Genomic DNA, 15025 nt, shown 5'->3' on the forward strand with positions numbered 1-15025 from the left:
CATAAGGTAATACATGCGGCAAGTGGATTACAACTGGATAAAGCCCACTTAGCCGAGTTGCGTCCGGGCGTTGGCCAGCAGCCCCATCATCGCGAGGGACTCGTCAAGGGGCATGATCGAGGATTCGGTCCTGCCTTCGGCCGTGGCGGCGCGGACTTCGCGCAACTCTCCGGCGTATCCGTTGTCCGCCGGATCGAGCAGATGCTCCTCCGGCTCCATGGAGGGCCCGGAAAGTAAAATCTGCTGCGGCGCCCAGAACGGCGCCTGGATGTCCGCCCGCATGCCCGTGCCGACAACGGTGGCGTTGTTCGGGTAATTCCCCAGCAACGAGGTCTCCACGAGAGCCCGCCTGCCGCCGGGGTAGAGCAACACCCCGGCCGCCTCCGCGTCCACCCCGTTGGGCGCCAGGGAGCCGGTGACGCGCAGGTCAGCGGGCAGGCCGAGGAGCAGCTGGGCCAGCCCGAACGGGTAGATCCCCAGGTCGAGCAGGGCCCCGCCGCCCAGCTCCGGCGCCCACAGGCGGTGCGCGGGGTCGTAGGGGAGGGTGAAGCCGAAGGACGCCTGCACCGAGCGGAGGTCTCCGAAGCGCGGATCGGCCGCGACGCGCTGGATGAGCGGGTTGAACCGCATCCACATGGCTTCCATCAGGAACACCCGTGCCTCGCGCGCCAGGCGTACCATCTTCTCCGCGTCGGCCACGGTCGCGGCGAGGGGCTTCTCGCACAACACGGCCTTGCCCGCGGCGATCGCCGCCTCGGCCACCTCCAGGTGCTGGGCGTGCGGCGTCGCCACGTAGATCGCGTCCACCGCCGGGTCGGCGCACAGCCGCTCATAGGAGTCGTACGCCGACTCCGCCCCCAGCGCGGCGGCCAGGGACTGCGCCCGGCTCAACACCCTGGACCCGACGGCGGCCACCCGCATCCCCGGCTCGGCCACGATGGCCGCCCCGACCGTACGGGCGATACCGCCCGTTGCCGCAATTCCCCACGCAAAATCCCGCACGGGGGAGGAGCATAGACCTATCAGGTCATGTTGAACGTGTCGGGGTCAGGCCCGATGCGCCGGCCCTTGTTCATCGCGCCGATGGCGGCCATGTCCTCGGCGTCGAGGATGAAGTCGAAAACCTCGATGTTCTCGGCGATCCGCGACGGGGTCACGGACTTGGGGATGACCACGTTGCCGAGCTGCAGGTGCCAGCGGAGCACGATCTGCGCGGGGGTCTTGCCGTACTTGGCCGACAGCACCGCCAGCGCCGGGTCCCCGAGCAGCCCCTTGCCCTGCCCGAGCGGGCTCCACGCCTCGGTGAGGATGCCGTTGGCCTCGTGGAAGGCCCGCAGCTCCCGCTGCTGCAGGTACGGGTGCAGCTCGATCTGGTTGATGGACGGCGTGATGTCGGCCTCGTCCATCAGCCGGGTGAGCGTCGAGACGGTGAAGTTGGACGTGCCAATGGCCTTCGCCCGCCCGTCGCGGTAGATCTTCTCCATCTCCTTCCACGCCTGCACGTACCTGCCCTGCCCGGGCACCGGCCAGTGGATGAGGAACAGGTCGACATAGTCCAGGCCCAGCCTGGCCAGGCATTCGTCGAAGGCCTCCGCCGCGCGGGTGTGGTCGGCGTTCCACAACTTGGTGGTGACGAACACCTTCTGGCGCGGCAGCCCGCTGGCGCGCACGGCCCGCCCCACACCCTCTTCGTTGTCATAGGCGGCGGCGGTGTCGACGTGCCGGTAGCCGGCCTTCAGCGCGGTCGCCACGGCCTGCTCGGCCTCGTCGGCGGGGACCTGCCAGACGCCGAAGCCCAGCTGCGGGATCTGCACGCCGTCGGTGTTGAGCATGAGCGAGTTCATACCCTCCATTGTTCATGTCGAGTTTCTGAGGGCTTAAGGCGGCCGGGCTAGCTTGAAGCGGTCGTGAACGGGCCATCACCCGGCTGGGAGGGCAACGAGTGGTCGAACAGGCGTCGGCCTGGGTGGAGTCCCCGCTCCAGATGCTGTGCGCCGTCGAGGCTCACCATGCCGGGCTGCTCGGTCCCGCGACGGTCGTCGTGCCGCGCGCGGGTCTGCGGGCGCTGAAGGCCACGCGTAAGGAGCTGGGCCGTCTCGGGCTGCCCGACGGCCTGATCATGGCCGAGCCGCGTGAGCGCATGCCCCGGCGCGTGCAGGCCGTCGGCGACGCCTTCTCCGGCAAGGTGCAGCTGCGCTGGCTCGTCTCCAACCCCGGCCGCATCGTCATCGTGGACGACGGGCTGGCCACGATCCGGCTGCTCGAACTGCTGGCCGCGGGGCCGTACAAGCCGCTGCTGCGGGCCCGCGCGGAGCCGACCAGGCTGCGCGCCGCGCTCGGCCTGGCGGCCGCGCTGCGCCTGCGCATGAGCAGGGTCTCCGTCTTCACCGCCCTGGCCGTGGACGACAAGCTCGAAGAATCGGTCCGGCAGGCCGGCATCGATCTCGTACGCCACGACTTCTCCTGGTTGCGGGCCCAGCCGCCGAGCGCCGAGGGACCCGCCGAGCGCACGGTCGTGCTCGGCACCTCGCTCGTCCGCAACGGCCTCGTGCATCGCGACCGCTACTTGCGCTGGCTGACGAACCTGGCCTCGCAGGAGCCGCTCGCCTACTACCCGCACCGCCGCGAGGACCCCGTGGACCTGGCGCTGATCCGGGAGCGCCCCGGCATCACCGTCCACGACGCCGGCGCGCCCGCCGAGCTGACCCTGCGCGGCCTGGACGCGGGCCAGCGGGTTCTCAGCCTCCCCTCCACCGCGATCACCTCGCTGCGGGTGCTGCTCGGCCCGCGCGGTGTCGCCGTCGAGCCCGTGGACGTTCCCGATGACTGGTGGACCAGCAGGGCGGCTCCCGCCCTTCGCTCACATCTGACTGGAGTGTCCGGTTGAAAGTGTTGGCGGTTGCCGACTCCGACTCGTACTTGAAATGGGCGGCCTGCCTGCTCGGTGACCTGCCCGCGGGCTGCGTGACGGAGTTGGTGGTGGTGCGCACGCCGATCGCGCCCTCGCCGGAGCAGATCGCCGCCGCCGTGGGCGGGCGGGAGGCGCCGCCGGTGCTGTCCGCGCGGTCTTTGCGGCGGGTCGCGGAGCGTACGCAGCCCGACGTGATCCTCGTGGCCTGCACGGGTCCGGTGGTGGACGTGCTGGTGGCGGAGGTGTTCGCGGGGCTGCGGCCGCGCCCGGTGTTCGTCAGCGGGCTGCCGGGCATCTCGGTGCCGGCCACGGAGAAGGCGTGGGTGTTCCGCAGCGGCTGCGACCTGTTCGTGGTGCACAGCGAGCGGGAGGTGGCCGAGTTCGGCGAGATCGCCACCCGGCTCGGCGGGGGCGGGGCGGTGGGCCTGGCCAGGCTGCCGTTCCTGCGCCCGCAGGCGATCTCCCATGGCGGGAACCGGGTCGTGTTCGCCACCCAGGCCAAGGTGCCGCGCGAGCGGGAGCAGCGCGAGCGGATCCTGACGTCGCTGGCCGAGCTGGCCGGGCGGCGGCCCGAGCTGGACGTGGTGGTCAAGCTGCGCGCCCTTGAGGACGAGCGGCAGACGCACAACGAGCGCCACCACTACCAGCGGTTGTGGCGGGAGATGGGCCAGCCGGGCCGGCTGGCGTTCGAGGCCGGGTCGATGCACGACCAGCTCGCGCGGGCGGCCGGGTTCGTCACGGTGAGCTCGACGGCGGCGCTGGAGGCCATCGCGATGGGCGTGCCGTCGCTGGTGCTGAGCGACTTCGGCGTGAGCGCCGAGATGATCAACCTGGTGTTCGAGGACAGCGACCTGCTGGGCACGCTCGACGACCTGGCCAAGGGCGACTTCCGCCTGGCCTCGGACCGCTGGTGCGCGGCCAACTACTTCCACCCGGTGGAACGCAACGACTGGGCGGGACTGCTGACGGGGCTGGTGATCGCCCGGCCGCACGTGCCCGCCAGGTCGCTGCTCGACGGGCCCGAGCACGCCGCCGCGCGGCGCCGGGCCAGGCTGCGGGTGGAGGTGCCGCCCACGATGTTGCGGGCGGGCTACCGGGCCAAGCGGCGGATGCGCCGCTATCTCAAATCGCTGACCTGATCTTCTTGCGGATCCTGGACAGGGCGCTGGGCTTGTCCGCGAAGCCCAGCGTCTCCAGGCGCTTGCGCTTGAAATAGCGCGGATCGAACTCGATGCTCTCCGGCCGCAGGTCCGGGTAGGTGTCGGCCTGCATGCAGTAGCCCACGGCCCGGACGAGCTCGGGCAGGTCTGTCGCCGGCGGCTTGGCGATCACGCCCTCCGCCGACAACCTGGGCAGCAGCGCGTCCACGATCGTGACCGGGATCCGGTTGCTGTTCTCGTACGGGGCCAGCCGGTCGAGCACCAGCTCCGTGCCGTGCGAGGCCACCTGCAGCCCGAAGTAGCGCTGGGCGGTCACGAGACCGGTGGAGAAGCAGCCCACGACCAGCTCGGGCCGCAACGCCGCGAAGCACACCTCGGCGGGCACGCTCTCCCCGACCACCGACAGCCGCACCCCCAGCGGCCCGGCCGCGGCCCGCAGCAGCTGGGCGTGCCGGCGCCCGGCGGCCGGGTGCGGCTTGAACACGACGTTCTGGTAACCGCGGGCGGCCAGGGCCTTCAGCATCGACTCGTGCAGCCCGGCCTCCTCCTCCGGCGTGACGATCTCCAGCGCCGACAGGTACTGGCCGAGGATGACCGCCTGGCCCGCCAGCATGTCGGGCGCGGTGGAGGTCACCTCGTGCACGACCGACAGGAACCGCTCGTCGGGCAGGATCGCGGGGGCGACGCCGTACTCGCTGAGCAGCAGCGGCGTCAGCCCCGGCACCAGGTCGAGGTGGAGCAGCCGCCCGATGCGGCGGAAGATCTCGGCGGGCAGCGGGTCGCGGGTGGGGCCGTAGCTCATCAGCCCGTCGGAGTAGACCGTGATCGGGCAGTCGCGGATCAGCCCCGCGATCGTCCGCGCCGGCGGCACCGCGATCGACTCCAGCACCAGCTCCTCGACCCCGTCCAGCCCCAGGTGGGAGCGGATGAGGCGCTCCATCATCGGCACCTCGATGATGCGCGCCCGCCAGTCGGACGGGTGCAGCGGCGCGATGAGCTCGTTCCACGAGAACACCTCGTCGAAGCGCGAGCGCAGCACGGCGAAGCCGGGCGTCTTGTCCAGCGGCATCGCCACCTCGGGGATGGCCGCGTTGTTCGACACGATGAGGACGCGGCGGCCGTCGCCGAAGCGGCCGTCGTCGATGGCGGCGGCCAAGGACATCGCCCCGAACAATGTCGAGGCGTAGAAGACCTTCACCTAGGACTCCTCCCGGTCGCGGCGGACCCGGATGTGCGGGCTGGGGGGCAGGTCGGGCACCAGGGCCCGCAACGTGGCCTCGCGTTCGACGGACATCCGCGCCACCGAGTCGGCCACCAGCTCCCCGGGCAGCGCGCGCACCATCTGCGCGCCGCGCTCCTCGAAGCGGGCGCGCAGCGCCGGCGTGAACCGGTCGGCGAGCTCCAGATGGTGGGCGAGCAGCGCGCAGAAGTTCCGTGCCGCCTTGGGCAGGAACTCCGGCTCCAGGTCCTTGAACACCAGGTCGAAGGCGTCGAAGAAGTGCAGCTGGCGTTCGTCGCCGACCTGCGTCAGCGAGCCGGACACCATGCGCCGGTAGAACACCCCGGCCAGCGACACCACCGCGAACGTGGCGGCCTCCCGGTGCAGCCGCCAGATCCACGGCCGGTCCTCCGCCGTGTGCAGCGAGCCGGGGAAGTGCAGCAGGTCGCGCAGGGAGCGCCGGTAGATCCCGGCCCACGCGTACGGGTAGTCGACCATGGTTCGCACGCCCGCTGGCAGGATGGCGTCGCGGGGGTCGAGCGCCACGCCGCGCCGCGCCTGCGGAGCGCGGTGCACGACCCGTTTGCGGCCCTCGACCTGCACGTGGTCGGCACGTACGAAGTCGCAGCCGAGCCCGTCGATGGCCGCGACCAGCTGCGCCAGGTAGCCCGGCGCGAGCCAGTCGTCGCCGTCCATGAACGTGACGTACCGGCCGGAGGCGGCCGACAGGCCCGTGTTGCGCGCGTCGGCCAGCCCCACCGGGGCGGGATTGCGCAATACGGTCAGCCCGGGCAGATCGGGGACGAAGTCCTCGATGATGTCCCCCGTGGCGTCCACGGACCCGTCGTTCACGACGATGAACTCGAAGTCGTGCCGAGCGTTACGGCAGAGCGAGGTGAGCGCGTCGGCGATGAAGCGCTCGCCGTCCCGAATCGGCACGACGACCGAGAGGGTGATCAACGGTATTTCTCCTGGTGCGAACTGGTCAGACGGTCACCCGGCGCAGGCGGGCCTTGGGCGCCTCCTCGCCGGGGAAGACGCGCTTGACGCCGTCGCCCAGGGCCTGCTCGATGATCCTAATGTCGCGAACAAGGTGTTCGAGGCCGGACGGTTCAAGTGAGGCGGCGTGGTCGGAGCCCCACATGGTGCGGTCGAGCGTGATGTGCCGCTCCACGCAGACCGCGCCGAGCGTGACCGCGGCCAGCGAGATCTGCAGGCCGCGCTCGTGCCCGGAGTAGCCGACGGGAACGCCGTACCGGTCCTTGAGGGTGGTGATCGTGCGCAGGTTCGCCTCCTCGGGAGGCAGCGGGTACGTCGAGGTGGCGTGCATCATGATCAGCCTGTCGGTGCCGAGGATCTCGACGGCCTCGTCGATCTCGGACAGCGTGGACATGCCGGTCGACAGGATGAGCGGCTTGCCGGTGGCGGCCAGGGCGCGCAGCAACTCGTGGTCGGCGACGCTGGCCGAGGCGATCTTGTGCACCACGACGTCCATCTCCTCCAGGAACTCCACGGAGGGCACGTCCCACGGCGAGGCGAACCAGTGCAGGCCCCGCTCGTCACAATATTTCGAGATCTGCCGGTACTCGTCGTACCCGAACTCGGTGCGCTCCTTGTACTCCAGGTACGTCATCTCGCCCCACGGCGTCTGCCTGATCTGCCCCTTCTGCTCCTCGGGCACGCAGATCGCCGGGGTGCGCTTCTGGAACTTGACCGCCTGGCACCCGGCGTCGGCCGCCACGTCGATGAGGCGGCGGGCGATGTCGAGGTCGCCGTTGTGGTTGATGCCGATCTCGCCGATCACGTACACGGGCTCGCCGTTGCCCACCAGCACGTCGCCGATCGCCACCGGGCCCAGCCTGGGCCGGGTCTTGGCCTCGGCGACCGGCGCCTCGGGCTTGGCGGCCACGACGCGGTCGCACAACTCGCGCACCGCGCCGGACCCACCCGGCGTGGTCAGCACGACCCGGGCGGCGGCGCGCACGCGCGGATGGGCGTCCGGCGTCGCGATGGGCCAGCCCACCTCGCCCATCGGGCCCAGGTCGTTGACGTCGTTGCCGACATAGGCCACGCGGGCCGGGTCGAGGCCCTCGATGCTCAGCCAGTCGCGCAGCACGGTCCGCTTGTCGGCCAGCCCCTGCAACACGGGCACGCCCAGCTTGCGGGCGCGGGCGGCCACCACCGGGTTGTGCTCGGTGGACATGACCAGCACCTTCACCCCGGAACGCCGCAGCAGCGAGACGCCCATCCCGTCCGAGCGGCTGACCAGCACCATCTCCCGGCCGTCGGAGTCGACGTAGGCGCGGTCGTCGGTGTGCACGCCGTCGAAGTCGGTGATGACCGCGTCGACGTCGATCGGCTCGGGCTCGTCGATGAACGGGGCGAGCGCGCGTACGAGCTCCAGGTCCTCGGGGTTGTCGACCTCGATGGCGTGCTGCGGCGGCACCGGCTGCACGGCGGTGCGGCCGAAGAAGCGGTGGCCGTGCTCGCGCAGGCCGGAGGTGCGCATGACGTAGAAGGCGCCGTTCTCGCGGAACTCGGGCTCGCGGTCCTGCCTGCGCTGCCTGACGGCCGGGTCGTGGTTGATCCCGCCGCCGCCGGCCGTCCAGAGGAACTCGTGCGTCGGCAGCCCCGACACAACCGAGTCGGCCTCGCCGTCGAGCACCATGCGCACCGCCGCCGACAGGTTCTCGGGGTCGATGAACGCGCTCGTGCACTGCACGAGGACGACCACTTCCGGCTCCTCGCCGAGCGCGTCGAGCGCGTGCAGCACCGCCGACTCGCTGGAGGCGGTCGAGCCGCTCAGCTCCTCGGGCCGCTCCACGACGTCGGCCCCCGCCTGCCTGGCGGTCTCGGCGATCCCGGCGTGGTCGGTGCTGACCACGACCCGGTCCACCAGCTCGGCCCGCAGTGCGGCCCGCACCGCGCGCGTGACCAGCGGGACGCCCCCGACCAGGGCGAGGTTCTTCAGGGGTACGCCCGCCGAACCTCCGCGGGCGGGAACTACGGCCAGGACTCGCAAGGTGTGTCTCCTCAGTGCATTGGATTGCACCCAGAAGCTAGAGGGCTGGATTGAACAGCCAGCATCACCACCATTAACTTTCCATGGGGATCCGGTAGAGCAACTCTGGCCGGCCCACTCCGCCGTACTGCGGGATGCGGGCCGCAATGCCCAGCTCCACCAGGTATTCCAGGTAGCGGCGGGCCGTCACCCGGGACACTCCGATCGCATCCGCCACCGCCTGCGCCGCCATGCCCTCAGGGCGGCCGCGCAGCCGCGCGACCACGGTGTCGAGCGTGTCCCTCGCCATCCCCTTCGGCAGCTCTGAGCTGCCCCTGAGCGTCCCCAGGACCCGGTCCACGTCGCCCTGACCGACGGCCATGCCCGCTTCCTCCTTGAACCGGGCGTAACGCGTGAGCTTTTCGGCGAGTGTCGCGTAGGTGAACGGTTTGAGCAGGTACTGGGAGACGCCCAGCGACACCGCCGAGCGCACCATGGTCAGGTCGCGGGCGGAGGTGACGGCGATCACGTCGCACATGAGGCCGCCTGCGCGCACCGCGCGGCACACCTCCAGGCCGTGCATGTCGGGCAGGTACAGGTCGAGCAGGAGGAGGTCCACCGGTCTCTTTCGCAGGAAGCGCAGTGCCTCCCCGCCGGACCTGACCACCCCGGCGACCTCGAAGCCGGGCACCCGCTCGACGTAGATGCGGTTGGCCTCGGCGGTGATCTCCTCGTCCTCGACCACCAGCACGGAGATCATCGGATCGTCTCCGGCACTGGCACTGGCAGCCGGACGGTGAACGCCGAGCCTGCCACGTCGATGGTGCCGCCCAGCCGCCGCACCGCCTGGCCCACGAGCGCCAGCCCGAGCCCGTGCCCGTCGCCCTTGGTGGTCCAGCCCTTCGCGAACGCCTCCGGGTCCGCCGGCCCAGGCCCGTCGTCGGCCACCCTGATCAGCACACCGTGCGCGTCGGCGGCCAGGTGCACCTCCACCCTGCTGGCCGCGTCGATCGCGTTGTCGATCAGGTTGCCCACGATCGTGACCAGCTCGCGCGGGTCCAGGCCCAGGTCGTCCAGCTCGCTGTCCTGGCTGAGGACCAGCTCGCCGCCGCGTTCGGCCGCCTCGGCGCTCTTGCCCAGCAGCAGCGCCGCGAGCACCGGCTCGCGCACCGCGCCGACCACCCGGTCGGTCAGCTCCTGCGCGGCCCGCAGCTCCGCTGTGCCCAGCGCCACCGCCTGCTCGGTACGGCCCAGCTCCACCAGCGTGATGACGGTGTGCAGCCGGTTGGCGGCCTCGTGCGCGGCCGAGCGCAGCGAGTCGGCGAAGCCGCGCTCGGCGTCGAGCTGGCCGGTCAGCGCCTGCAGCTCGGTGTGGTCCCGCACGGTCACGACCGTGCCCAGCCGGCTCGCGGCGCTGTTCACGGCGAGCACCCGGTCGCCGACCAGGTGGATCCGCTCCTCGTCGTCGGCCAGCACCTCAGCGAGCCCGAACTCGCCCACGTGCCGGCCCTCGGCGTCGGCGGGCAGGCCGAGCAGCAGCCGGGCGGCGTCGTTGCACAACGTCAGCGTGCCGTCCCTGCCGACCAGCAGCAGGCCCTCCCTGACGGCGTGCAGGACGGCGTCGTGGTGGTCGTGGATGCGGCCCAGCTCCACGGGGCCGAGCCCGTGCGTCTGGCGGCGCAGCCGTACGGTGACCAGCCATGTCCCGGCGGCGCCGACGGACAGCGCGAGCGCGACGATGAGGCCGCCCCAGGCGAACTGGTCGTGCAGCCTGGCGGTGATCTTGTCGATCGTGATGCCCGCGCTGACCAGCGCCCGTACCCGGCCGCCCGCCACGACGGGAGTGACCGCCCGCTTGGAGGGGCCGAGCGTGCCCGTGTAGGTCTCGGTGAACGTCTCGCCGGCCAGTGCCCGGCCGGTGTGCCCGAGGAAACGGCGGCCGATCTCGGCGGGGTTCGGGTGGGTGTAGCGGGTGCCGTCCGGTTTCATGATGGTGATGAAGTCGACGCCCGTCTGCAGGCGTACCCGCTCGGCGAACGGCTGCAGCCGCGCGGTCGGGTCCCCGTCGTCCAGGGCGTCCAGCACGTCGGGCGAGGTCGCCACGCTCACCGCGACCGCCCTGGCCGTGCTGCCCGCCTCGGCGGTGAGCAGCTCGTGCGCCTGCACCAGCGCGAGCACCGCGCCGCCCGTCACCGTGACGGCGACCACGAGCAGCTGCAGGACCAGCATCTGCCCCGCCAGGCTCCAGCGCCGCATCTGACATCTCTCCCGTGAACGAAACTTACTCAATGGTGACCTGCGTCACTGTGAGCCGCATAGTCGGACATCCAGAACGTTATTCCATCACCGCTGGAGAACCCCCCGATGCGTGATCGCACTCGATATCTCTACCTGGCCGTCATCGCGGCGGTCCTGCTCGGGATCCTGGTCGGATTCGTCTGGCCGGACGTGGGCAAGGAGCTCAGACCCCTCGGCACCGGATTCGTCGCGCTGATCCAGATGGTGATCGGCCCGATCATCTTCTGCACGATCGTGCTCGGCGTCGGCTCGGTCCGGCAGGCCGCCCAGGTCGGCAAGGTCGGCGGCCTGGCGCTCGGCTACTTCATCGTCATGTCCACGGTCGCGCTGCTCATCGGCCTGGTGGTCGGCAACGTCATCGACCCCGGCTCGGGGCTGCACCTCACCGACACCGCCAGGCAGGCGGCCGAGGCCGAGGCGGCCAAGGGCGCGGACGCCAGCACGGTCGACTTCCTGCTCGGCGTCATCCCCGACACGCTGCTGTCGGCGCTCACCAGCGGCTCGGTGCTGCAGGCGCTGCTGGTGGCGCTGCTGGCCGGGTTCGCGATCCAGGCCATGGGCGCCAAGGGCGCGCCGATCCTGCGGGGCGTGGAGCACCTGCAGCGGCTGGTGTTCCGCATCCTGGCGATGGTCATGTGGGCCGCGCCGGTGGGCGCGTTCGGGGCGATCGCCGCCGTCGTGGGCGCCACCGGGATCGAGGCGCTCAAGAGCCTGGCCATCATCATGATCGCCTTCTACGTGACCTGCCTGCTGTTCGTCGGCGTGGTGCTCGGCTCGATCCTGTGGCTGGTCGCCAGGGTCAACCTGTGGTCGCTGCTGCGCTACCTGGGCCGCGAGTTCCTGCTGATCCTGTCCACCTCGTCGTCGGAGACGGCCCTGCCCCGGCTCATCGCCAAGATGGAGCACCTGGGCGTGAGCAAGACCGTGGCCGGCATCACCGTGCCGACCGGCTACTCCTTCAACCTCGACGGCACCGCGATCTACCTGACCATGGCCACGCTGTTCATCGCCTCGGCCACCGGGTCGCCGCTGGAGTTCGGCGAGCAGGTGGCGCTGCTGCTGTTCATGATGATCGCTTCCAAGGGCGCGGCGGGCGTGACGGGCGCCGGGCTGGCCACGCTGGCGGGCGGCCTGCAGGCGCACCGGCCCGAGCTGGTCGACGGGGTCGGCCTCATCGTGGGCATCGACCGGTTCATGTCCGAGGCCAGGGCGCTGACGAACTTCGCCGGCAACGCCGTCGCCACCGTGCTCGTCGGCACCTGGACGGGCGAGTTCGACCGGGACCGGGCCGGGCAGGTGCTCGCCGGTGCGGCGCCGTTCGACGAGGCCACGCTGCTGGACGAGGACGGCGAGTCGCCGGAGCCCGGCTCCGGCGACAGGCAGATGTCGCCGGTGTAGTACCGCTTAGATGGCGGGCAGGCGCAGGACGAATCGGGCGCCGCCCCTGCACTCCTCGACCCGGATCTGGCCGCGGTGGGCCATCGCCACGTCCCTGGCGATGGCCAGGCCCAGGCCCGTGCCGCCCGCGTCCCGGCTGCGGGCGGCATCGAGGCGGGTGAAGCGCTCGAAGATGCGCTCGCGGTCCTGCGCCGCGATCTCCATGCCGTCGTTCTCGACCGCCAGCACCGCGGTGCCGCCCTCTTTGCGGACCGTGACGCGGACCATGTGCTCGGCGTGCCGCTGGGCGTTGTCCAGCAGGTTCGTCAGCACCCTGGCGAGCTGGAGCCGGACGCCCTCGACGATCACCCCGGGGGACAGATCCAGGTACACGGGGTGCTTGTCGTTGCGGATGGCGAGCTCCAGGAGCACCAGGTCGGCCAGGTCCACCGGCTCCCTGGCCACGTCCACCTTGGAGCCGATCCTGGCCAGCAGGAGCAGGTCCGTGATGATGGCCTCCAGCCGGTCGGTGTCCCGCAGCGCGCTGTCCACCAGGCCCTCGACGTCGGTGTCGTCCGGGTAGAGCTGGGCGCTCTCGAGCTGGGCGCGCAGCCCGGCGATCGGAGTGCGCAGCTCGTGCGAGGCGTCGGAGGCGAACTGGCGCTGCTGCAGCGCAGAACGTTCCAGCCGGCTCAGGGTGGCGTTGACGGACGTGGCGAGCTGGGCGATCTCGTCGTCGCCCGCCGGCTGTGAGACGCGGCGGCTCAGGTCGCCGGCGTGCACCTCGTCCAGCTCGGTCCGCATGGTCGCCACCGGCCGCAGCGCCCGCCCCGTGACCAGCCACGTGGCCCACGCCGTCAGCGCGATCAGCGCGCTGACCTCGGAGAACACCACGATTTCCAAGGAGCGGCTGGCGAGCACGTCCGGTGTGCTGCGGCCCGCGTAGACGACAGGGGAGTCGGCGAACATGGTCACCCTGACCGCCGTCAGGTGCACGCACTCGGTCGGCAGGCAGTTCGTGGTGCTGATCACCCGGTTCTTCGCCGTGGGGCGCACGTCGCTGAGCGGCGGCATGTTCCTGGCCGCGTCGCTCGTGGCGAGGATCCGCCCGTTGGTGCCGACGACCTGGATCATGTCGACCGACGGATCGGTCACGGGGATGGCGGCGCCCATGGGCAGCGCGCCGCCGCGCATCTCGTACGCGATGCGCTCGGCCGTGTCCCTGGTGTCCTTGGCCACGCTGGCCGTGACCACCGACTTGGCCACCACGACCCCGGCGATGGACACGGGGATGAGCACGAGGGCGGCTACGGCCGTCGCGATGAGGGTCACGCGCCCGCGCAGGGATCTGGCCCACCAGCGTGCCACCCCACGAGGTTACCGAGCGTGATTGCCGCCATATGTCGGGTTAAGGGAAAGATTCCCCCAACCGTCAGCGTTGGAGCCAGACCGCGGTGTCCGCCGGGATCGCCCCGTCGTCGCCCAGCGGACCGCTGGCCAGCAGGACTTCGCCGGCCAGGTCGAGGCGCACCGGCTCCTCGCCCGTGTTGAGCGCCACGACCAGCCCGGGGTCGCGTTCGATGACCAGCACGTCCTTGGGGGAGTCGAGCCACGTCAGGGTGCCGCCGCCGAGCGCCGGATGCTCCTTGCGCAGCTTCAGCGCGGCGCGGTAGAGACGCAGGGTCGAGCCGGAGTCGTGCTCCTGGGCCTCGGCCGACAGCGCCGCCCACGAGGCGGGGATCGGCAGCCACGGGTCCCGCCAGCCGAAGCCGTCGGAGCTCGTCCACGGGATCGGCACCCGGCAGCCGTCGCGGCTCTCGCCGCTGCGCCGGAACGCCGGGTCCTGGCGCAGCTCGTCCGGCAGGTCGAGCACCTCGGGCAGGCCCAGCTCCTCGCCGTTGTAGAGGTAGGCCGAGCCGGGCAGGGCCAGCATGAGCAGCGTGGCCGCCCTGGCGCGGGCCAGGCCGCCGTGGCGGGTGACGTGGCGGGGTTTGTCGTGGTTCGACAACACCCACGTGGTGGGCGCGCCCACCAGTTCCGCCTCCTTGAGCGACTTCTCGATCACCGTACGGAACGACTTGGCGTGGAAGTCGGCCATCATGAACTCGAAGTTGAACGCCTGGTGCAGCTCGTCCGGCCCGACGTACCTGGCCAGCCGCTCCGGCGAGGAGACCCACGCCTCGGCCACCGCCATGCGCCCGCCCGGATAGGAGTCGAGGATCGGCCGCCACTCGCGGTAGATGTCGTGCACCCCGTCCTGGTCGAAGTACGGGAGCTGCTCGTCGCCCAGCATCTCGGCCTGGCGGCCGTCCTTCGGGCCCACGTCCGGCAGCCCCTCGGCCTTGATCATGCCGTGCGCCACGTCGATCCTGAAGCCGTCCACGCCCCGGTCGAGCCAGAAGCGCAGGATGTCGCGGAACTCGGCGCGCACCTCCGGGTTGTCCCAGTTGAGGTCCGGCTGCTCGGGGGCGAACAGGTGGAGGTACCACTCCCCGTCCTCGGCCTGCGTCCAGGCGGGGCCGCCGAAGATCGACTCCCAGTCGTTCGGCTGGTCGCGGAAGATGTAGCGGTCGCGCAGCCCGGCCTGGAACCAGGGATGGCGGTCGGAGGAATGGTTCGGCACCAGGTCCACGATCACCCGGATGCCCAGCCCGTGGGCGTCGGCGACGAGCGCGTCGAAGTCGCCGAGCGTGCCGAACATCGGGTCCACGTCGCGGTAGTCGGCCACGTCATAACCGCCGTCGGCCATCGGCGAGGTGTAGAACGGGCTCAGCCAGATGGCGTCCACGCCCAGGTCGGCGAGGTAGCCCAGGCGGTCGCGCACGCCCACGAGGTCTCCGACGCCGTCACCGTCGGCGTCGGCGAAGCTCCGGGGGTACACCTGGTACACGACGGCGTCACGCCACCAGTCGTCGTTGCCGAGCATGGTCGTCCTTCCCCCGGATGCCGACGGATGCCCCGGATGCCCTGGATGTCGGTTGATGTTCTGGTGCAGGATGTCGCGATGGTTGCCGACGGTCAAGTGCAACTTTCGGAAAGTTGCGGATCTCACTCTGACG

The 15025-nt window shown here is 71.1% G+C and carries 12 protein-coding genes; 3 read left to right on the forward strand and 9 right to left on the reverse strand.

What is annotated here, in order from left to right; translation table 11 throughout:
• Positions 1 to 48: 48 nt before the first annotated feature.
• A complete protein-coding gene (locus ACFLIM_RS23375) occupies positions 49 to 1002 on the reverse strand; it encodes a Gfo/Idh/MocA family protein (protein WP_393168731.1) in 954 nt (317 codons plus the stop codon).
• Between the two features lie 20 nt (positions 1003 to 1022).
• Positions 1023 to 1844 (reverse strand): aldo/keto reductase, encoded by an 822-nt coding sequence (locus ACFLIM_RS23380; RefSeq protein WP_393168733.1) that lies wholly within the window; start codon positions 1842 to 1844, stop codon positions 1023 to 1025.
• Between the two features lie 98 nt (positions 1845 to 1942).
• On the opposite strand from ACFLIM_RS23380, the gene ACFLIM_RS23385 reads away from it, so the two are divergent.
• Together ACFLIM_RS23385 and ACFLIM_RS23390 are read left to right on the forward strand one after the other, a co-directional pair.
• Complete coding sequence (locus tag ACFLIM_RS23385; protein ID WP_393168735.1) at positions 1943 to 2887, forward strand: hypothetical protein; 945 nt, start codon at positions 1943 to 1945, stop codon at positions 2885 to 2887.
• Positions 2888 to 2889: 2 nt separating this feature from the next.
• A complete protein-coding gene (locus ACFLIM_RS23390) occupies positions 2890 to 4050 on the forward strand; it encodes a DUF6716 putative glycosyltransferase (protein WP_393169050.1) in 1161 nt (386 codons plus the stop codon).
• On the opposite strand, the gene ACFLIM_RS23395 is transcribed toward ACFLIM_RS23390, so the two are convergent.
• The 5 genes from ACFLIM_RS23395 to ACFLIM_RS23415 all read right to left on the reverse strand — a co-directional run bounded on the left by ACFLIM_RS23395 (position 4034) and on the right by ACFLIM_RS23415 (position 10547).
• Positions 4034 to 5269, reverse strand: a complete 1236-nt coding sequence (locus ACFLIM_RS23395; RefSeq protein WP_393168737.1) for a polysialyltransferase family glycosyltransferase — start codon at positions 5267 to 5269, stop codon at positions 4034 to 4036. The two genes, ACFLIM_RS23390 and ACFLIM_RS23395, sit on opposite strands and share 17 nt — an antisense overlap.
• Positions 5270 to 6250: a glycosyltransferase family 2 protein gene (locus ACFLIM_RS23400; protein ID WP_393168738.1), complete on the reverse strand. Its 981-nt coding sequence runs from the start codon at positions 6248 to 6250 to the stop codon at positions 5270 to 5272.
• 25 nt (positions 6251 to 6275) lie between these two features.
• Positions 6276 to 8312: an N-acetylneuraminate synthase family protein gene (locus ACFLIM_RS23405; protein ID WP_393168740.1), complete on the reverse strand. Its 2037-nt coding sequence runs from the start codon at positions 8310 to 8312 to the stop codon at positions 6276 to 6278.
• A gap of 73 nt (positions 8313 to 8385) precedes the next feature.
• Positions 8386 to 9051: a response regulator gene (locus ACFLIM_RS23410; RefSeq protein ID WP_393168742.1), complete on the reverse strand. Its 666-nt coding sequence runs from the start codon at positions 9049 to 9051 to the stop codon at positions 8386 to 8388.
• Positions 9048 to 10547 (reverse strand): ATP-binding protein, encoded by a 1500-nt coding sequence (locus ACFLIM_RS23415; RefSeq protein WP_393168743.1) that lies wholly within the window; start codon positions 10545 to 10547, stop codon positions 9048 to 9050. Before ACFLIM_RS23415 ends, ACFLIM_RS23410 begins: the two co-directional genes overlap by 4 nt.
• A 108-nt stretch (positions 10548 to 10655) precedes the next feature.
• On the opposite strand from ACFLIM_RS23415, the gene ACFLIM_RS23420 reads away from it, so the two are divergent.
• Positions 10656 to 11987: a cation:dicarboxylate symporter family transporter gene (locus ACFLIM_RS23420; protein ID WP_393168744.1), complete on the forward strand. Its 1332-nt coding sequence runs from the start codon at positions 10656 to 10658 to the stop codon at positions 11985 to 11987.
• A 6-nt stretch (positions 11988 to 11993) separates the two neighbouring features.
• Here ACFLIM_RS23420 and ACFLIM_RS23425 read toward each other — a convergent pair whose 3' ends face one another.
• Both ACFLIM_RS23425 and ACFLIM_RS23430 read right to left on the reverse strand, forming a co-directional pair.
• Positions 11994 to 13334 carry a sensor histidine kinase gene (locus tag ACFLIM_RS23425; RefSeq protein WP_393168745.1) on the reverse strand — a complete coding sequence of 447 codons (1341 nt, stop codon included), beginning with the start codon at positions 13332 to 13334 and terminating at the stop codon, positions 11994 to 11996.
• Positions 13335 to 13398: 64 nt separating this feature from the next.
• Positions 13399 to 14892: a glycoside hydrolase family 13 protein gene (locus tag ACFLIM_RS23430; protein ID WP_393168747.1), complete on the reverse strand. Its 1494-nt coding sequence runs from the start codon at positions 14890 to 14892 to the stop codon at positions 13399 to 13401.
• Between the last annotated feature and the right edge of the window lie 133 nt (positions 14893 to 15025).

Source organism: Nonomuraea marmarensis, from assembly GCF_043197025.1.
GTDB lineage: Bacteria > Actinomycetota > Actinomycetes > Streptosporangiales > Streptosporangiaceae > Nonomuraea > Nonomuraea marmarensis.

Bases quoted from the DNA above. Each gene is read 5' to 3' on its own strand.
- ACFLIM_RS23380 (WP_393168733.1), bottom strand. From the start codon at position 1,844: ATGAACTCGCTCATGCTCAACACCGACGGCGTGCAGATCCCGCAGCTG.
- ACFLIM_RS23420 (WP_393168744.1), top strand. From the start codon at position 10,656: ATGCGTGATCGCACTCGATATCTCTACCTGGCCGTCATCGCGGCGGTC.
- ACFLIM_RS23415 (WP_393168743.1), bottom strand. From the start codon at position 10,547: ATGCGGCGCTGGAGCCTGGCGGGGCAGATGCTGGTCCTGCAGCTGCTC.
- ACFLIM_RS23430 (WP_393168747.1), bottom strand. From the start codon at position 14,892: ATGCTCGGCAACGACGACTGGTGGCGTGACGCCGTCGTGTACCAGGTG.
- ACFLIM_RS23410 (WP_393168742.1), bottom strand. From the start codon at position 9,051: ATGATCTCCGTGCTGGTGGTCGAGGACGAGGAGATCACCGCCGAGGCC.